Source organism: Hymenobacter arizonensis (assembly GCF_900115775.1).
Taxonomy (GTDB): domain Bacteria; phylum Bacteroidota; class Bacteroidia; order Cytophagales; family Hymenobacteraceae; genus Hymenobacter; species Hymenobacter arizonensis.
The window spans coordinates 12412-30079 of the sequence record NZ_FOXS01000007.1; the positions used below are offsets into that span (position 1 = coordinate 12412).

The 17668-nt window shown below is 59.7% G+C and carries 15 protein-coding genes; 8 read left to right on the top strand and 7 right to left on the bottom strand.

Annotated elements, in window-relative coordinates:
• Positions 1–507: a GNAT family N-acetyltransferase gene (locus BMZ66_RS20390; RefSeq protein WP_092677847.1), complete on the top strand. Its 507-nt coding sequence runs from the start codon at positions 1–3 to the stop codon at positions 505–507.
• Positions 508–620: 113 nt separating this feature from the next.
• Here the strand turns inward: BMZ66_RS20390 and BMZ66_RS20395 are convergent, their stop codons facing one another.
• A complete protein-coding gene (locus BMZ66_RS20395; RefSeq protein WP_092677850.1) occupies positions 621–1208 on the bottom strand; it encodes a hypothetical protein in 588 nt (195 codons plus the stop codon).
• Positions 1209–1222: 14 nt separating this feature from the next.
• Positions 1223–2617 carry an APC family permease gene (locus BMZ66_RS20400; RefSeq protein WP_092677852.1) on the bottom strand — a complete coding sequence of 465 codons (1395 nt, stop codon included), beginning with the start codon at positions 2615–2617 and terminating at the stop codon, positions 1223–1225.
• A gap of 194 nt (positions 2618–2811) precedes the next feature.
• Between BMZ66_RS20400 and BMZ66_RS20405 the strand changes: the two genes are divergently transcribed.
• Together BMZ66_RS20405 and BMZ66_RS20410 are read left to right on the top strand one after the other, a co-directional pair.
• Complete coding sequence (locus BMZ66_RS20405; protein WP_092677854.1) at positions 2812–4047, top strand: amine oxidase; 1236 nt, start codon at positions 2812–2814, stop codon at positions 4045–4047.
• Positions 4044–4535 (top strand): methylated-DNA--[protein]-cysteine S-methyltransferase, encoded by a 492-nt coding sequence (locus BMZ66_RS20410; protein WP_214607040.1) that lies wholly within the window; start codon positions 4044–4046, stop codon positions 4533–4535. The genes BMZ66_RS20405 and BMZ66_RS20410 overlap by 4 nt, the downstream gene beginning before the upstream one ends.
• A 204-nt stretch (positions 4536–4739) precedes the next feature.
• On the opposite strand, the gene BMZ66_RS20415 is transcribed toward BMZ66_RS20410, so the two are convergent.
• The gene (locus BMZ66_RS20415) at positions 4740–5624 is read right to left on the bottom strand and encodes an alpha/beta hydrolase (RefSeq protein ID WP_092677856.1); all 885 of its coding nucleotides are present in this window, start codon (positions 5622–5624) and stop codon (positions 4740–4742) included.
• A gap of 196 nt (positions 5625–5820) precedes the next feature.
• Between BMZ66_RS20415 and BMZ66_RS20420 the strand changes: the two genes are divergently transcribed.
• Together BMZ66_RS20420 and BMZ66_RS20425 are read left to right on the top strand one after the other, a co-directional pair.
• Entirely contained in the window at positions 5821–6588 is a 768-nt protein-coding gene (locus tag BMZ66_RS20420) for a tetratricopeptide repeat protein (RefSeq protein WP_143080311.1), read from the top strand.
• A 158-nt stretch (positions 6589–6746) separates the two neighbouring features.
• On the top strand, positions 6747–7481 hold the full coding sequence (locus BMZ66_RS20425; RefSeq protein ID WP_092677861.1) for a hypothetical protein: 735 nt from the start codon (positions 6747–6749) through the stop codon (positions 7479–7481).
• A gap of 95 nt (positions 7482–7576) precedes the next feature.
• Here BMZ66_RS20425 and BMZ66_RS20430 read toward each other — a convergent pair whose 3' ends face one another.
• Together BMZ66_RS20430 and BMZ66_RS20435 are read right to left on the bottom strand one after the other, a co-directional pair.
• Complete coding sequence (locus BMZ66_RS20430; protein ID WP_092677863.1) at positions 7577–10021, bottom strand: M4 family metallopeptidase; 2445 nt, start codon at positions 10019–10021, stop codon at positions 7577–7579.
• Between the two features lie 216 nt (positions 10022–10237).
• Positions 10238–11554 carry an amidohydrolase gene (locus BMZ66_RS20435; protein WP_092677865.1) on the bottom strand — a complete coding sequence of 439 codons (1317 nt, stop codon included), beginning with the start codon at positions 11552–11554 and terminating at the stop codon, positions 10238–10240.
• 159 nt (positions 11555–11713) lie between these two features.
• Here BMZ66_RS20435 and BMZ66_RS20440 point away from each other — a divergent pair, with 159 nt between their 5' ends.
• On the top strand, positions 11714–12409 hold the full coding sequence (locus BMZ66_RS20440; protein WP_143080312.1) for a phosphatase PAP2-related protein: 696 nt from the start codon (positions 11714–11716) through the stop codon (positions 12407–12409).
• 71 nt (positions 12410–12480) lie between these two features.
• On the opposite strand, the gene BMZ66_RS20445 is transcribed toward BMZ66_RS20440, so the two are convergent.
• Together BMZ66_RS20445 and BMZ66_RS20450 are read right to left on the bottom strand one after the other, a co-directional pair.
• The gene (locus BMZ66_RS20445; RefSeq protein WP_092677869.1) at positions 12481–13263 is read right to left on the bottom strand and encodes an SDR family NAD(P)-dependent oxidoreductase; all 783 of its coding nucleotides are present in this window, start codon (positions 13261–13263) and stop codon (positions 12481–12483) included.
• Between the two features lie 116 nt (positions 13264–13379).
• Positions 13380–14195: a phytanoyl-CoA dioxygenase family protein gene (locus BMZ66_RS20450; protein ID WP_092677872.1), complete on the bottom strand. Its 816-nt coding sequence runs from the start codon at positions 14193–14195 to the stop codon at positions 13380–13382.
• Between the two features lie 675 nt (positions 14196–14870).
• Between BMZ66_RS20450 and BMZ66_RS20455 the strand changes: the two genes are divergently transcribed.
• Both BMZ66_RS20455 and BMZ66_RS20465 read left to right on the top strand, forming a co-directional pair.
• A complete protein-coding gene (locus tag BMZ66_RS20455; RefSeq protein ID WP_092677874.1) occupies positions 14871–16433 on the top strand; it encodes a hydroxymethylglutaryl-CoA reductase in 1563 nt (520 codons plus the stop codon).
• A 511-nt stretch (positions 16434–16944) separates the two neighbouring features.
• Entirely contained in the window at positions 16945–17640 is a 696-nt protein-coding gene (locus BMZ66_RS20465; RefSeq protein WP_143080313.1) for a hypothetical protein, read from the top strand.
• Positions 17641–17668: the final 28 nt, after the last annotated feature.

The following is a 17668-nucleotide window of genomic DNA, read 5'->3' on the forward strand; positions in this document are numbered from 1 at the left end:
ATGCTAGTAACCCACCGTGCTGCGCTGGCCGATATGCCGGCTATTCTCGCCCTGGTGCAGCGAGTGGTGCCGCTGATGCATGCCAACGGCAACTTCCAATGGTCGGCCGACTACCCCAATGAGGCTGTATTTACCGATGACATCGAGCGCGGCCATCTCTGGGTGGCAGAGCTCGACGGCGAAGTGGCTGGCGTAGCCGCCCTTACTACGGACCAGGACGAGGAATACGCCCAGGCTGACTGGGACGTGACCGAACCGGCATTGGTAACGCACCGCCTTGCCGTGGACCCGGCTGCGCAGGGAAAAGGCATAGCACTAGCGTTGATGGAGCAAGCTGAGAAACAGGCGGTAGCGCAGGGGCTACAGGTGCTGCGTGTGGATACCAACTCCGAAAACGTGGCCACGCAGCGGCTGTTTCCGAAGTTGGGCTACCGGTTTGCAGGCGAGATTACGCTGGCATTTCGGCCAGGGCTGCGGTTCTTTTGCTATGAGAAGCGGCTGGGGTAAGTCCTATTACAATGCCTAGTTATGTTATTCAGGACTAATGCATCTGCAAGAACAATCACTGCTCTGACCGCCTTGGGTCAAGTTGGGCTAAACGATTAGTGCCAGCGTTAGTCCTAAAAAGCAGTTGCGAAGGCGGCGAGCTCGGCCAACTCCGCGGCCAACTGACGCTCCCATTCCTGCTGTTTATCCAGAAACAAGCCGTACTTGGTTTCGTCAGCATACTGGACCGTACGGCGGTTCCCTTCTTCATGGGCTGCCCGAAACAAGTCGTTGACGTCAGGTTTTCCTACCAGAATTATCTTTTTAGCGGAAGCGCGGAGCTGCTGCCGGAGCCGGCGCGCCGACACCTCGTAAATGTCCCACTGCGTTTGCATATACAATAGGTGGCGAGCCACTTCTGCCGAGTCTGTGGAATCAATGTAAGACCCAGACCGGTGGAAGTAATTTTGCACCATATGGTTTGCCTGCTTGCTTAGCAAATCCATATTGCTTCCGTTCATCTGTAATCCGAAGCTGGCCAAGCTTTGGTTTAAGTTGTTCTGTGGCCGGAGCTTCATTTCGAAGTCACTCGCTTTTAAGCGGCGTGTTGGGCTCCAGAGCAGGTAGTCGGCAGGCAGAGGCTTTACGGGCTGCCACAATTGTGCTGAGCCGGGCAACCCCGCAAGCAACAGGAATAAAACCAAGGTCAAGCGAATGGCCATGAACACCTTTAAAGTTAGATTGATTCGTTCGACTTTTTCTCAAACGGCCAGCGCCCCAGCCGCCGGCTCCAGAGCAGGAACACCACCACGCCCAGCGCCGTCACGGCCAGCCCCGAGAGCATAAACTTGGTGCCGGTGCTGTAGAAAATCAATAGCCACACCGCAATGGCGATAATCACCGGCAGCGGGTAGAGCGGCATTTTAAACGGCAGCGCGGTCGTGCCATTTCGCCGCCGCAGCAGCATGAGACCCACGGCCTGGCCCACAAACTGCACCAGGATGCGCATGGCCAGAATGGCCGTAATCACCTCGCCCAGTCGGAACAGCAGGCTGAACACGAAGCCGGTACCGCCGAGAATCAGCAAGGATACATGGGGGAAATTTTTGGTGGGGTGCAGGCGGCCGAAAATGGGCAGGAACTCGCCGTCGGCGGCGGCAGCGTAGGGAATGCGCGAGTAGCCCAGCAGCACCGCAAACAGCGAGGCAAACGCCACCAGCAGCACCAGCGCCGTGGCCGCCTGGGCGGCGGCAGGGCCGTACAGCCGCTCCACAAAAATGCTGACGATGAACTGCGACTTGTCGGCGATGGCGCCCGCGCCGCCGGCCTGCCAGCTCTGCACTTCCTGCCAGGGTATGACCGTGCCCACGCTCCAGTTCATGAGCAGGTACAGGGCCATGATGCCGAGAATGCTGAAGAAAATGCTGCGCGGAATTACGCGCTGGGGGTTTTGGATTTCGCCGCCCAGGTGGCACACGTTGTAGTAGCCGAGGTAGGAATAGATGGTTTTGATGGCGGCCTGGCCCATGGCCGCTGAGAGCAGCACGCCGGGCAGGGCCGACACGCCGCCGCTGGGCAGCCAAGCTACCTCGTGGTTGGCATGGGTGAGGCCGCCGAAAATCAGCCAGCCCATGAGGCCCAGCACGCCCACCCAGAGGGCCACGCCCAGCCGGCCAATGTCCTCGATGCGGCGGTAGAGTAGCACGATGAGCAGCAGCACCACGGCGCCACTCACCATTTTGGGCTGCCACCACTCGGTCATGGGCACGAGGTAGCCGAAGTATTGAGCGAAGCCAATGGCGCCTGAAGCCAGCACCAGCGGCGACTGCACCAGCGTTTGCCACACGTAGAGGAACGACATCAGCCGGCCCCATTTCTGCTCACCGTAGGCCAGCTTGAGGAAGCGGTAGGAGCCGCCCGCCTCAGGGTAGGCTGCGCCCAGCTCGCTCCAAATCAGGCCATCGACCAGGGCCAAGCCGGCGCCCACCAGCCAGGCCAGCAGGAAGTTGGGGCCCATGAAACCCATCACGAGCGGCAGGGTGACGAATGGTCCTATGCCGACCATGTCAATCATATTCAGGGCCGTGGCTTGAACGATGCCGAGGCGGCGCTGCAAAGTGGGTTGAGACATGGGGCGAAAGTAGCGCCTGAGGCGGTAGTTGTAGCCTCCTCGGCAGGGGAATGCAGCAAAGACAGGAGCTTAACTAAGCGGGTCCATCGTAGATTTCGAGCGCCTGCCAACTAAGCTCGTCGGTAACCAAGGCGGCCTCTTTTCGGTATGAATGAACTTCGGCCCGCCGCTTCGCTACTCCCTCATCTCATCTTATGGCTGTAACTTCTGCCAACCCTTTTCGCTCGTTTTGGATGGGCGGCTTCGAATGCACCGACCAGCTTAACGCCTTCGGCAACCGCGTCGATTTCCTGACCCTGACCGGGCATTTGCAGCTCCTCGACGAAGACTATGCAGCCCTCGACCAGTTTCAGGTACGCACCGTGCGCGAAGGGATTCGCTGGGCTCAGATTGAGAAAATTCCTTATCAGTACGATTTCAGCACGGTAAAAACCATGCTGGCCGCGGGCCAGCGCCATGGAATTCAGCAGGTGTGGGACCTGTGCCACTTTGGCTACCCCGACGACCTGACGCCCCTGCACCCCATGTTTGCGCGGCGCTTTGCCGCGCTGTGCCGGGCCTTTGTAGACTTCTACCGCAGCGAGCGCCCCGAGGGGGAGCTCATCGTGACGCCCATCAACGAAGTCAGCTTCATCTCCTGGCTCGGCGGCGATGCCCGCGGCACCTCGCCCTACTGCCACCACCAGGGCTGGGACGTGAAGTACGGGCTAATGCGCGCCTACATCGAAGGCAGCTATGCGCTCCGGGAGGCAGACCCCACCATTCGCTTTCTCACCACCGAGCCGCTGGTCAACATTGTGCCGCCGCCCAACCCCTGGCCCCAGCACCGCCGCGAAGCCAAAGACTCGCACCGCAACCAGTTTCAGGCCACGGACATGCTCTGCGGCAAGATGTGCCCCGAGCTGGGCGGCTCGCCGGAGCTGCTTGACATTGTGGGGTTCAATTACTACTACGACAACCAATGGCAGCTGCACCCCTACCGCAAGCTGGGTTGGAACGACGAAGTGATGGACCCCAACTGGCGCCCCCTGCGCGAGTTGCTGCGCGCCGCCTACAAGCGTTACAAACGGCCCTTCGCCATCACCGAGACCAGCCACCCCGGCATAGACCGCCCGCTGTGGTGGCACATGATTGGGCAAGAGTGCGCCGCAGTCATCAGCGAAGGCTTGCCGCTGTGGGGCGCGTGCATCTACCCCATCATCGACCGGCCCGACTGGGACCATACCGACCAATGGCACCAGTCCGGCCTCTGGGATGCCGACCTCAGCCAGCCCGGCCCGGCTCGGGTGCTACACCAGCCCAGCGCCGAAGCGCTGCTCAAAGCTCAGGCGGCAGTAGCCGCTGCAGTGCCGCCCCGCCGCCGACAAGGAGTCAAAATCAGCACGGTGCAACCCCTCGTATCCCAGGCAGTGCCTAATTTTAAGCTATGATTACCACGGCTTACCTCGACTCTCCACTAGGACTGGTTTCGCTTACTGGTTCCGACGCGGGCTTGAGTGCCGTGAGCTTTCACAACACCGAGGGGAATACGGCCACGCCGTTGGCGGCCGTGCCTGCTTGCCTGCAGGAGGGGCACCGCCAGCTGCAGGCTTATTTTGGCCGCGAGCTACGGGCCTTCAGCTTAAGCTACGCCCCGGCTTTTGGCACCGACTTTCAACGTCAGGTCTGGACGGTGCTGAGCAACATCGGCTACGGCCGCACCGCATCTTACCTCGACGTAGCCAAGCTGCTGAACAACCCCAAATCGGTGCGGGCCGTGGGCGCTGCTAATGGCCAAAACCCGCTGGCCATTGTGTGGCCCTGCCACCGCATTATTGGCGCCGATGGCAGCCTGACGGGCTACGCTGGCGGCATGCACCGCAAAAAGTGGCTGCTGGAATTTGAGCAGCCCACGCGGCAAGGCGGGCTGTTTGGGTAATACCTGCTAGGGTACAGAGATGAAAAAAGGCGTCATGCTGAGCGCAGCCGAAGCATCTCGCGTGTGGTTGTAATTCAATCGTTCAACGAAGCAAGCGAGATGCTTCGGCTGCGCTCAGCATGACGTTCTGTTGCTATGACGGTCTACATGCCGTGCTGTTACAACTGCTTCTTACATCGAATTGATAGTTGGTATAATCAGCCCCTACGCTCCCACCATCTTCAGCAGGCCTTTGTAGATAATGTTGTGCTGCCAATACATCTGTAGCACCATGGGAATGTGGTGGCGCCCGGGAATGACGGTATAAGGTGCCGGCTGCCCAATGGTCTTGAGACGGTCGCGAAAACGGCCGGAACTGCTGCTGATGCTGGGATACGTTTCGCCGCCGATGAAAAACAGAAACGGTGGAATACCGGGCCGGATTTTGTAGATGGGCGACTGCGCCTTCCACACGGCTGGGTCTTTGCCGAAGGGCACGAGGTACTGCTGGTCACCGTCGTACTTCATTTCTTTGAGGTAGCTGTACATATCGAGTCCGGCCGGGTCGTTCATGATGGCGCCGCGCACTGGGTTTTGAGGCAGGCCATGACGCGCCAGCAAGTCGTCGTCGGTGGCGAGCAGGGCTGCCAGGCCGCCCCCGGCCGAGTGGCCCATCACGAAGACCCGGGCCGGGTCGCCCTGGTACTCGGCAATGTACTGCACGGTCCAGGCCAGGGCGCGGGCGCAGTCGGCGGCTTGCTCGGGCACCTGCACGGCGGGCGCGAGGCGGTAGTTGATAATGACGGCCACCACCCCTTGTTTGGCCAGGCGGCGCCCGATGAAGGTGTAGATGTTCTTGCTGCCGCTCGTCCAGCTACCACCGTGGATGAACAGTACCACCGGGTAGCCGGCCGCGCTGGGCGAGGCTTTATTGGGCGAATACACGTCCAGAATGTGCCGCTCTTTGTCGAACCCGGCCACTGAGGTGGGCAGATAAGCCAGGTCTTTGGTGCGGCGGCTCGGGCGAGCCGCCACGTATTCGGTGGCCAGAACCAGCACTACCACCGCCAGCAACAGGGCCACGGGCATCAACAACAGGAAACGACGCATACAGTCAACAGCAAGGAAGAGCCGCCGCCAACTGCTGGCGGGGTGGCCCACCTACGCCCTGGCGCCGGCTGCAGTTTGCCGCAAGCGCCGCCCAGGGCCATTGAATGCCCGTGCCGCTATTGGCTTTATCTTTGTCAGTAACCTTACCCGGTGTTTTTTAAGAAGATTGGGTTCACTTATTATTTATTTCCCTGCCGTGTTGATTTCTGCTTTTTTCAAAACTGTTTCGCAGTCGCTGGCTGCGGCGCTGCTCTTCGGGCTGCTTGTAGCGGCACCTGCACAGGCGCAGCGCAAGGGCCGCACCAGCTCAACCGCCAACGCCGATGGCAGCCTGGCCGCCACAACCGGCTCCCGCGCGGCGCGGCTGCAGCCCCTGTTTGGTGGCCTTAGCCCAGCGCAAGCCACCCAGATAATTGGCGAGGCCCAGCTAAAGGCCATTACCGCCAGCTTTCCCTCCTCTGCCGAGGCCAGCACCTTTTTCACCACCAAAGGCTACGAGTACCTGAGCGAAAACCAGCCCGATACCGCCGCTTACCGCTTCAATCTGGCTTGGCTCCTTAACCCCCAAAACGCCGACGCGTACCGGGGCCTGGGCATTGTGGCCAGCGCCCAGCCTACGCCCGATGCCGCCATCGACCTGCTCACCAAGGGCCTGGCGCTTTCTCCCAGCAACACCCTAATGATGAGCGACCTGGGCACCAGCCACCTCATTCGCTACGGCCAGACCAAGAAGAAAAAGGACCTCACCACGGGCATGAGCCTGCTGCAGCGCGTGACAACCCTCGACCCCAACAACGCCATAGCCTGGCAGCAGATGGGCCGCGGCCTGTACTACCAGGAGAAGTACGCTGAGGCGTGGGAGGCCGTGCACAAAGGCCAGTCACTCAATGTAAGCAGCCTCGATTTTGACCTCATCAGCGACCTGCTGGCCAAGCAGCCCGACCCGCAGGGGACTTTCAAATAAGGCTGGCTCGCGCATCAGGTTTCGGCGGTTTGAGCGTTAAGCTTCGTATAAGCGGACTTCACGCGGCGCTCTGGCGGTGAGCCTACCCAAACCAGATGTCCGGTTTAGTGGCCAAACGCCTCAGCCAACGCGGCTTTTTTTAACTTTAAACCGTTTCTATGCAGTTTCGTGCATTGTTTTTTGGACTCGTGGCCGCTGCCCTGTTGGGGAGCCATGCGGCACAAGCCCAGTTCACCCGCCAGGTGCGCCACTACAACACCCAGGGCCGGCCCTACTACCGCGGGCCACTGCACGTGACGCTGGGAGCGGGCACCGCTCTCTACGACGGCGACCTGGGCAACAGCCCAGCCGACAACTTCTTTGGGCCCGCCGCAAGCCTGGGCGTGCTCTACCGCCTGACTACGCGCCTGCACATTGGCAGTGAATTTTCGTACGTGAAAATGGGTGCCCGCGACAAAGCCCAGGAACGCGGCCTGGCTTTCACCAGCAACAATGGCTTGGGCACGGTCTTTTTCCGGTTCGACCTGCTGCACGACGAGTCCATTTTTGCAGCCTCGCAAGCGGAGGCGCCCATTTTTCAAGTGTACTTGCAAGCCGGCGCCGGGCTGATGCTTTACAACCCACGGTCGTACATAGGCAGGGAGCGGCCTGTCGGACAAACCGTCTATTTGACTCCCGAGCGCAATGACTACCCGGCCCTGGCCGGCGTGCTGCCCGTAGGCGCCGGCTTTCAGGTGCGCCTTACCGACCGGCTGCGCACGGGCATAGAAGGTAACTACTACTTCACGTCCACCGACCAGCTCGACGACATCAACCTGCGGCTTGGTGGCGCTTCCCGCAACAAAGACGGGTTCGGAACGCTGATGCTGAAATTCGATTACGCCCTGGAGTAGCAGCCGGGCTGGCAACACCACACCCACTCACGCCACCACAAGAAAGGCCCGTCAGCATTGCTGACGGGCCTTTCTTGTGGTGTTATGCAGTCAGGCTATTCCTTCACAAAGCGCTGATGGAACACTTTCTGCCCGTCGCTCACGCTCAGAGTGTACATGCCCTTGGCCAGGCTGCTCACATTGAGGGTGCCGTTGCTGTAGCTGGCGCCGGACACCCGCACCCCGCGGATGTCGGTGAGCACAACGCTGGTGGCCTCGGCATTGCCGGGCAGCACGAGGCGCACGGCGTTGGTAGCGGGGTTCGGGTACACTTCCAGCGTGCGGGCCATCTCGTTGCCGAGAGGCGTTGCGGCGCCGGTCAGGCTGTAGGAGTCGGCGGCGAGGGCTGCGCCGCCGGTGATGTTCACGGTGTAGTCTTCGGTTTCGCCGTAGCTGTAGCTGTTGCAGCTGGTGGTGGCCGAGTTGTCGCTCACAATAACCCGCATGCGGGTAGTGCCCGTTTTGGCCGTGGTGGGCACCGTGAAGGTTCCCGACAGAGTGGCCGCGCTGCTGCTCGAGCCGCTTACCACCAGCTCCCCGGCATCGGTGAACACGCCGTTTTTGTTGTAGTCAATGTATATTTTCCAGTACTCGGTGTAGGCAGTGCCCGCAAAGCCGGCGCTGAAGCTAACAGTTTGCGAGGTGCCGGCGCCTATGCTCGGAGCGGCCAGGGCCGTGCCGTTGTAGTAGCCACCATCGGCGGCCGAGGTCCGCGCCAGGGTGCCCAGCTTCACGTAGTCAATCCACTCGTAGGCAACGCTGCTACCTTTGGAGGTGCAATACGTAACCGTAGCGGGAGGAGTGCTGCCACCGCTATACGCGGCACCCACGCCCACGGCGCTCCAAGCGTTGGTAACGGCGATTTCCTGGGCCGAGCCAGCCCCATACAGGTCTTTGGCCGACTGGATGGAGTAGGTGCGGGCGGCCGCGTAGTTGCTCGAAGCCGTGAGGTAGACGCTCTCGGTGCGGTAGGCTATTTTGGCCGCCGCATCAATGCCAATGCCGGTCACGCTGTAGGCGGTGCCCAAATCGTTGGTGCCGCTGCCTCCCACCGTGAGGCGGTAGAACCAATGGTTGAGCACGCCCGAGTTGGTGTGCACGCCGCCGTTGTCGCCAGTGCCGGCATACCAACTAGTGCCTTTGTAAGTATCGGGCTGGCCTTCGGCGTTGGGGTTGCTCATGGAGCGCAGGGCGGGCCGCACTTTGTCAATGTCTTCGCCGATGAGCCAAGTTTGCTTGCTGGGTGCTTTATAGTACTCCACGCAGGCCCCCCAGATGTCGGAGAAACCTTCGTTCAGAGCGCCCGACTCATTAGAGTAAGTCAGATTGGCGGTGCTAGAGCACACGGCGTGGCCAATTTCGTGCGCCGCCACGTCGAGCGACGTCAAAGGCTGAAAGCGGGTGTCGCCGTCGCCGTAGGTCATCACCGAACCGTTCCAATAAGCATTTTCGAAGCCCTTGCCGTCGCTCGGGGTGTCGTCGAAGTGCACGTAGCTCTTGATTTTGGCGCCCGCATTGTTGTAGGAGTTGCGGGCGTGCACGTTTTTAAAGTAATCGTAGGTGCTTTGGGCGCCCCAGTGCGCGTCGAGGGCGGCGTTGTCGAAGTTGGCGTTGTTGTATTCCGTCCAGCTGTTGTCGGCGTCGATGAAGTCGACGGCGGCGGTGTAGCTGTTGCCCTTGCGGGCGTTGTAGGTTTCTATGCCCGAGCCGCGGGTGAACTCCCGCAGATAATAGCCTCCGGTAGTGGTTTCGGTGGCGCTGCTCACAGTGCCCGAATAGCGCGTGCCAAAGGTGCCGGTAGCGGCCGCATGCTTGATGATGTTGTCCTGCAGCACCACTTCGCCGGTGCGGGCGTCCACGTAGATGTAGGCGCGGCTCACGGGCTGCTGGGCGTAGATGTTAAACTTCCAGGCCAGCACCAAGGGGCCGTTTTCGGCGTCGCGGCGGCTGTCGCGCACTACCACTAGCTCCCCTTTGGGCGCGTAGGTGGCGGCTTGGTCGTTTTCCTGCTCTTTCAGGCCGGCTTCCTCGGCGGGGTCCTGCCACATGTATTTGCGGGCGCCCACTTTGGCTAGCGCCTGGCGCAGAGCGGCAGCTTCTTTCAAGGCCGGCGTAGTGTTTAGGCCTTTGATTTTTTCAAAGTCCCCGCTAATGCTTTCAACTGCGCCGCCTTTGGCGTGCACGTTATAGTCGGCATGCTCTACGCGCACGCCTTTGTAGAACTGCGCGAATTTCTGGTGGGTAAAGCCCAGCTGGTCGGTTTCGGTGCGGCCAGGCCGCAGCTGGTCGTCGTCGGTGAGGGCCAACTGCTGGCGTAGTACCAAGGCAGCATCAGCAGCTTTGTAGCTGGCTTTGCCAGCGGCGTTGAATTCTACTAGTTCGGGTTGGTTGTCGGGGCCCATTACCTTGGCCTTAATGCGTGCGGCGTCCTGCGCCTGTGCCGTGGTAGCGGCCAGGGTGCCGAGCAGAAGCAAGGCAGCAGTAGAGTATTGTTTTCTCATGTAGACAGTAGGCTTTTGAAGTGATTCACGTATGGCTTATTTTGAATATTTATCAATTAAGCCAACGCAAACTAGTCAAATTCATTAACACTTCTGCTTTTTATTGAAAACATCGATAAAAAACACGCGTTTACTTGAGACAGTTAAAATGCGAATTGCATTCTACTCAATTGAAACATTCCTTTAACACGAATTACTAAAACGGGTCGGTTCTTGCTAGCGCTTTGCCGCGTTGAGGTAATCGGCCGCAAGAGTGGCCAGCGTTTTCACGCCCAGCGTCAGGCCGCTTTCGTCGATGCGAAACCCAGCCGTGTGGTGGTCGGCCGTCTTGGCCGGGTCCTGGCCTTTGCTCATGCCGCCCACGAAGAGGAACAACCCGGGCACTTTCTCTTGGTAGAAAGAGAAGTCTTCGGCTCCCGTCACGGCCTTGATTTCGCGCACATGCGTCGGGCCTGCCGCGGCCTGCAGGGTGGGCAGCATCTGCGCCGTGAGGGCGGGGTCGTTGTTGGTAACGGGTACGTATGGCTCGATTTTTACTTCGGCTGTGGCGCCGGCACTCTCGGCAATGTTGGTGGCAATGCGGCGGATGGAGGCCCAGATTTGTTTTTGCACGTCCGTATTCAGGGCCCGAATGGTGCCGCTCATTTCCACATCGGGCGGAATCACGTTGTAGCGCACACCGGCGTTGAGGGTGCCCACCGTTACCACGGCGGCATCGTCAATCAGCTTCACTTGGCGGCTCACGATGGTTTGCAGGCCCAGGATAATCTGGGCGGCGGTCACTACCGGGTCCACGCTGTTCCAGGGGTAGGCCCCGTGGGCGCCTTTGCCGCTCACCTTGATGGTGAACCGGTCGGACGAAGCCATTATCCCGCCCGGTCGATAAGCCAGGTTGCCCACCTCGGTCTGCGCGTTGATGTGCACGCCGAACACCGCGTCGACCTTGGGCTTGTCGAGCACGCCTTCTTTCACCATGAGCTTGGCGCCGCCCTCCACGCCCGGCAACGACCCTTCTTCGGCGGGTTGAAAGATAAATTTCACGGTGCCCGGCAGGTCTTTCTTAACCTGGCTCAACACCTCGGCCGCGCCCATGAGCATGGCCACGTGGGTGTCGTGGCCACAGGCGTGCATCACGCCCACGGGCTGCCCAAGGTAGGTGGCGGTGGCCTTGGAGGCAAACGGCAAGTCATTAGACTCGGTGATGGGCAGGCCGTCCATGTCGGCCCGCAGGGCCACCACCGGGCCGGGCTTGCCGCCCCGCAAAATGCCCACTACGCCGGTGCGGGCCACGCCGGTTTGCACCTCTATTCCCAGCTTTTTGAGGTGGGCGGCGATAATGCCAGCGGTTCGGGTTTCCTCATTGCCTAGTTCGGGGTGCTGGTGCAGGTCGCGCCGCCAGGCTATCACCTTGCTTTCTTCCTGCGCAGCCAGCTGCGCAATGCGGGCATTAAGGGCGGGAGTTTGGGCAAGGGCGGGGCCGTGGGCCGTGGCCAGCAGCACGCCAGCCGTGAGTACAGAAGTGAGGGTACGCATTGTCATTAAAAAATTGAACGGTAAGGGAGCGCAGCACGCCATTGGGGTGTTGCAAGGCAATGTTAAGCCAACGTAACCAAGCAACGTGCTACTGTTGAGCCGGCGCCGTATTTTTGTGCTTTGTTTTTTGGTTATCGATTTCCAAAACTCATCTTTTCCGTGGCTACGCTACTAACTCCTTCTTTCCCGCAAACAGCTTCTGAAAACCACTCCACCCAGCCCGGCGCGCATGCCTGGCCAGCGGCGTGGGCGTGGGCGGGCTTCCGCTGGCGCTTAGGCTTGGTGGTGCTGCTGCTGCTGAGCCTGCTGCTCGTGGTTCCGCAGTTCTACCATTTCATCCAGTCGCGCCCCGGCCAATTACTGAACGACCCTTTGCTGGCGCTGCTGCCCGTGCACGATGTATCGGGCCCGACGTTCGCCCTCATTTACAGCAGCATCGCGGCCACGCTGGTCTTTTTGCTGCCGCGGCCCAAGCTGTTGCTGCGGGCCCTGTGGGGATACTATTTGCTGCAGCTGCTGCGCATGCTCACACTGTGGCTGGTGCCGCTGGAGCCTCCCACTGGCCTGGTAATCTTGCACGACCCGCTGATAGACCACATTTTTGAAGTCACGACCCAGCCCATCGTCCGCGACTTGTTTTTCTCGGGCCACACGGCCACCATGGCCTTGCTGGTGCTGGCCGGGCGTGGCCGCAAGTGGCGCCACGTGATGGTGCTAATGACCCTAGCCGTGGGCCTGCTGGTGCTGGTGCAGCGGGTGCACTACTCTTATGATGTGCTCGCGGCGCCGTTTTTTGCTTGGCTAGCCTACTGGGTAGCCGGCCAGGTGTGCAAGCGCAGAGACTTCCGCTTTTAAACTAAGCAACTGCTAAACAAGAAAGGACACCCCGGTCGGGGTGTCCTTTCTTGTTTAGCGACACGTGTACTCTACAAATACTTCTCGTAGATACCCGCCGCAATTTTCTCCACAATGCCCTTCGGGACCACGCTGGTGAGCCCCGCCGATACCTTGTTTAGAATGCCGGGAATGAGTTCGGCCTCGCCAGCCAGCATGCCGGTTACAGCGGCTTCGGCCACGGCTTCGGCCGTCATCGATACTTTGTTGGCGGTGGCCTGTAGCTCGGCGCCCATGCCTGCCCGGTCGGCAAAGCTGGTGGTGGTGGCGCCGGGGCACAGGCACGTAACCGATATATTGCTAGTCTTCAGCTCGTAGCGCAAGCCCCTACTGAAGCTCAGCAAAAACGCCTTGCTGGCCGCATAGAGCGCTAACGACGGCACTGCTTGGTAAGCGGCTGTGCTTGCCACATTCAGAATGTAGCCTTTCGGGGCCTTGTGCAAGGCAGGCAGTAGGGCATGCGTGAGCGCCACGGGCAGGGTCATGTTCAGCTGCAGCATGTTTTGCTGCTCGGCCAGACTGAGCTGCTCGAAGCGCCCCCACAGGCCGTAGCCGGCATTGTTTATCAGGATGGCCAGCTCGTTGGTTTGCCGGTTGGCCCAGGCAGCTACGGTTTCGGCGGCACCGGCAGTGGCCAGGTCCAGGGCCAGCATATGCGCTTGCCGGTGATGCTTCTGCCCTATCTCCTGGACCAGGGACAGCAGCTGGTCTTCGGAGCGAGCTACCAGGAGCAAGTCGTAGCCGCGCTGGGCCAATAGGAGCGAAATAGCCCGGCCAATGCCGCGAGAGGCGCCGGTAACAAGAGCATAACTCATTTAACAATTATCATTTAACATTTAACAATTCGTTCTACAGCAATCTATCATTTAGCAAGAGGCGCAGCTTAACTCACCATCAGTTGTTAAATGGTAACTGTTAATTGTTGAATGAATTATTTTACAAGGTGCAAGAACCGCAGGTAGAACGGCGTGGGGCTGTCCTCGCTCTTGGGCTGGTACTTGCCCGAAATAATGGGCACGTACATCACGCGGCGGCGGCTGGGCTCGCCCGTGAGCGGCGACTGGGCCACGCGGTGCCACATGCGGCCGTCGTGCACGGTGAGGTCGCCGGGCTCGGTTTCGATGGCCACCTCATTGGGGTCGTAGTACACGTCTTTGTAGTATTTCTTGCGAAACAGCATCTTGTGCAGGCCCTGCCGGTGCGTGCCCGGAATCACGCGCAGGCCCCCGTTGGTGGCCTTGGTGCCGTCGAGGTGCAGGCCCACGTTGAGCATGGGGCCGATGCGCTTGCCGTAGAATACGTCGCGCAGCGAATCGGTATGCCAGCCCATTTGTGAGAATTCCGAGCCCTCTACGTTCACGTAGTGGTTCACCACAAGGCCGTCTTTCTCGTTTTCGCCCACCCGGCCGCCTTCGGCTTCGAGCAAGGGAAATAAGGCCTTGAAGCGGGCATCCTGCAACAGCTCGTGCAGCACGGAGCTGTGCTGAGAAGCAAAGGCAAAGCGCTGCACAATGCGCGAGCCGTCGACGTCCTGCCCGTACTTAATGGGCACGCCGTTAACCTTTTCCACACCCTCGGCCAGCCATTTGGCTTGCACGTCCTGGGTTGCTTTCAGGATTTGCTGAACGTGTTCGGGGGTAGCGAAGGGCCGAAAGTGAAGGAAGCCGTACTTAGCAAAAAAAGCTCGCTGCTCGGCCGTAAGGGCACTACCGAGAGTGAAGCGTGGGTAGTTAGGTGATAAGGACATAGCAGAAAAAGAGGGTGCCGCCGGGTATGCCCAGCGGAGTGCAAAGGTAACAAGGGCAACGCCGCCCCCTCCCTTTTGCGTTGGGTTGGGGGCACGCACGGGCCTATCAACCGCCCCGAGACTCGAGAGTTTTAACGGCCCAAAGGCATTTGAAGCAGCTAAATTGACCGGGAGCTCCCGGCCCATTGAACCACCATAGACGCATAAGTCTGGTCAATACCTTAGTTACCTAAATATAAGCAGGAGGCCGCTACCGTTATACTCATCGCGCAGTGGAATGCGAAAATCGGCTGGCGGAGGTAGCGACGCAATCTGTTGCGTCTCGTCGTTGAACGACTTGAATGGAACGGCTTAACGGCGCGGTCCCGGAGACGCAAAATGTTGCGTCTCTACCTCGTTCTCGCAAATCACTTCCTGACTAGAATAAATAGCGCACCGAAATTCGAGGGTCTGCTTTCTCAAAATTCTTATCGGTGTTCACTTCATAAGCTCAGGGGGCAGCGCACATGCGCAGGCTTGGGCCGGCGTGGTTCGCAACCAGCATTCCGTATGGTTGCAGCCCCGAGTGCTCTACTTTAACGCGGCAACAAGGCACTTTTCTCCCTAAAATTTCCCACCTTCACTCCCGCGCACTTCCTTGCCCACCTTCTGTATCACCTCATACCCACCTAAAAGATGGTATTCACTCCCAGTCCCATGCTCCTGAAGCTGCTTTACACCCGCGGCAGCCTACACAACCTGCCCGAAAATGCGGGCGTCGCGTTCAGCATCAAAAATCGGTTGGACACGGTGAAGGTCACCGGCTTTAAGCAGGTGCAAATTGGTGGGGTAGTGGTTCCGGCGGAGAACATTCGGGTTGATTTGGGCAACGGCGAGCAGCAGAGTGCGGCCGACATCAACGCCGATGGCCAAGCCATTGAGCTGCCCGTGGGCCGGTCCCTGAAGATTATGCTCGATACCCAGCCCCTACCCCAAGGCATTCATCCGGTGCAGGTATGGTTTTCTACCGATGCGTTCGGCGACTTGCACGTGGAAGTGGAAGACGCCATTGTGAGCGCCGACAACCACAAGCCGCGCATTCCGCGCTCCCCCGAGGATGACTATTCCGACACCGCCATTGCCGCCCGCCAACGCTTTGCCGAGGAGTTTTCGGGCAAGGAGTTCCAGCACCTCAAGCACTACTCCTTCGACGCCCACAAGCTGCAGGGCAACTGCGAGCATTTTGTGGGCGTGGCCCAGATTCCGGTGGGCCTGGCCGGGCCCCTGACCATGAACGGCGAGCACGCCCAAGGCGACTTCCTGATTCCGATGGCCACCACCGAAGGCACGCTCGTGGCCAGCTACAACCGCGGCATTCAGGTGCTGAACCTGTGCGGCGGCGTGAAGTGCACCGTGGTGGGCGATGCCATGCAGCGCGCCCCCGTGTTTGTGTTTCACGATGCCCGCGGCGCCCGCGACTTTGGCAAGTGGGTGGAAGACAACATCGACCAGATTCGGCCCGAGGCCGAAAGCACGTCGAGCGTGGCCAAGCTGCAATACATCGACACCTACCTGAGCAACAAATTTGCCTACCTGCGCTTCAATTTCAGCACCGGCGACGCCGCGGGCCAGAACATGGTGGGCCGCGCCACGTTTGCCGCCTGCTCCTGGATTTTGGAGAACTACAAAGACCATAAAATCGAGCACTTCTACCTCGAATCGAACTTCGCCACCGACAAGAAAGCCTCGCAAATCAACGTAATGCGCACCCGCGGCAAGCGCGTGGTGGCCGAGGCCGTAGTGAAGCGCGACGTGCTGATGCAGCGCATGCGCGTGACGCCCGAGCAGCTGGCCTACCATGGGCAGGTGAGCAACGTGGGCGCCTTCATTTCGGGCGCCAACAACAACGGCGCGCACTCGGCCAACGGCATCACGGCCTTGTTCATTGCCACGGGCCAGGACGTGGCCAACGTGAGCGAATCGAGCGCCGGCATTCTATACTCTGAAGTCACGCCCGAGGGCGACCTCTACATCAGCATCACCATTCCTTCGCTCATTGTGGCCACCCACGGCGGCGGCACCGGCCTGGCCACCCAAAACGAATGCCTGCAAATGCTGGGCTGCGTGGGCCGCGGCACGGTGCGCAAGTTTGCCGAAATCGTGGCCGGCGTGGTGCTGGCCGGCGAGCTCAGCCTCGGCGCCGCCATCAGCAGCTCCGACTGGGTGAGCAGCCACGAGCAGTACGGCCGCAACCGCTAAGCGTCGCGCTTAAGGGCAGATAGCTGCTTCTCATTCCTCAAATGGCTCTCCCCTGCCATTTAAGAAATGAGAAGCAGCTGTCAATGATTTGGGCGATGCTCTCATTTTTAGTTCATGCCGCATCGGCCCTCATCAGCGCCAAGGAAGCCTTGAAGTCGCAGCCTAGCGCCCATCTTTTTGGCTGCATATAATTCTGCCCATCATCACGCAAATTAGAATAGCACAATTCATTGTCGCTAAAACTTAGTGCGTGATAAATGCATGTTATCAGCTGCACTTGGCTTCTATTCTTATGTTGACCTTTTATATCTATCAGCATAAGAAAACCAACTAGTTACAAACAACAGAAATATTGTTTGCTCATAAGTTAGAGCAGTGGCATGGAGATTGAAATAAGGCTGAAAATGCGAGATACTTGGCGATGTTATCGTATTTTTGGTACCCTTATAATTCAGTTTCCCATTATAATTAGTTAGTGAAGCACTCCTACTACTTATTTGCCATATTCATTATGGCTTGCTGTCAGCCGACCCAGGCTCAGACAGCGCGGGACCAGGCCGAAGCGCAACTGGCTTACCAGCAAGCCAATGCTTCACCCTCGGGGCAGGCCTTGCGGACTTCGCTCAGCCAGCAGTCGAAGGGGTTTGTGGGTGATGGAACGTTCCAGTTTGGGGCCCTGCGCACCTTCGACGGCCGGTATCGGCCCATACCGGGGCTCCGCTACCACGCCGGCCTGCAATTGGTAGAAGTTCAGGACTCCATCGATATCGAAGAAACGCATTTGTGGTCGGCCGCCAGCCTGCGCGGTTTCGACGTGGGCGACCCCGAGGATAAAGACACGCCGGTGCGCCGTTTCCGCTGCCGCCAAGTGAAGGAAGGCAACGGCGGCACCCGCCGCGAATTTGTGGAGATACTCACGGCCATCGACGCGGGGCCGCTGGTGCTTGGCTGGCTCTACTCCATTGCCCTGGTGCCCACGCCCAATGGCAACCGGCCGCTGGTGGCCACTCTTATGGCGGGCCCGGGCACCATTGGCGCCGAGCCGCTACGCCCGCTCGAGCCCACCCAGACCGCGGTGCTGCGGTTGTTTGGCGCCCGCGCCGACGACGTGCGCACGTTCGCGGCTGCCAATAACCTTGACTACACTCGCCCGGCCGACATTGCCCGGATGATGGACCACTACAACCGGAAGGTAGTGGTGAAATAACAACCCATACTTGCTGCAAACGCCAACG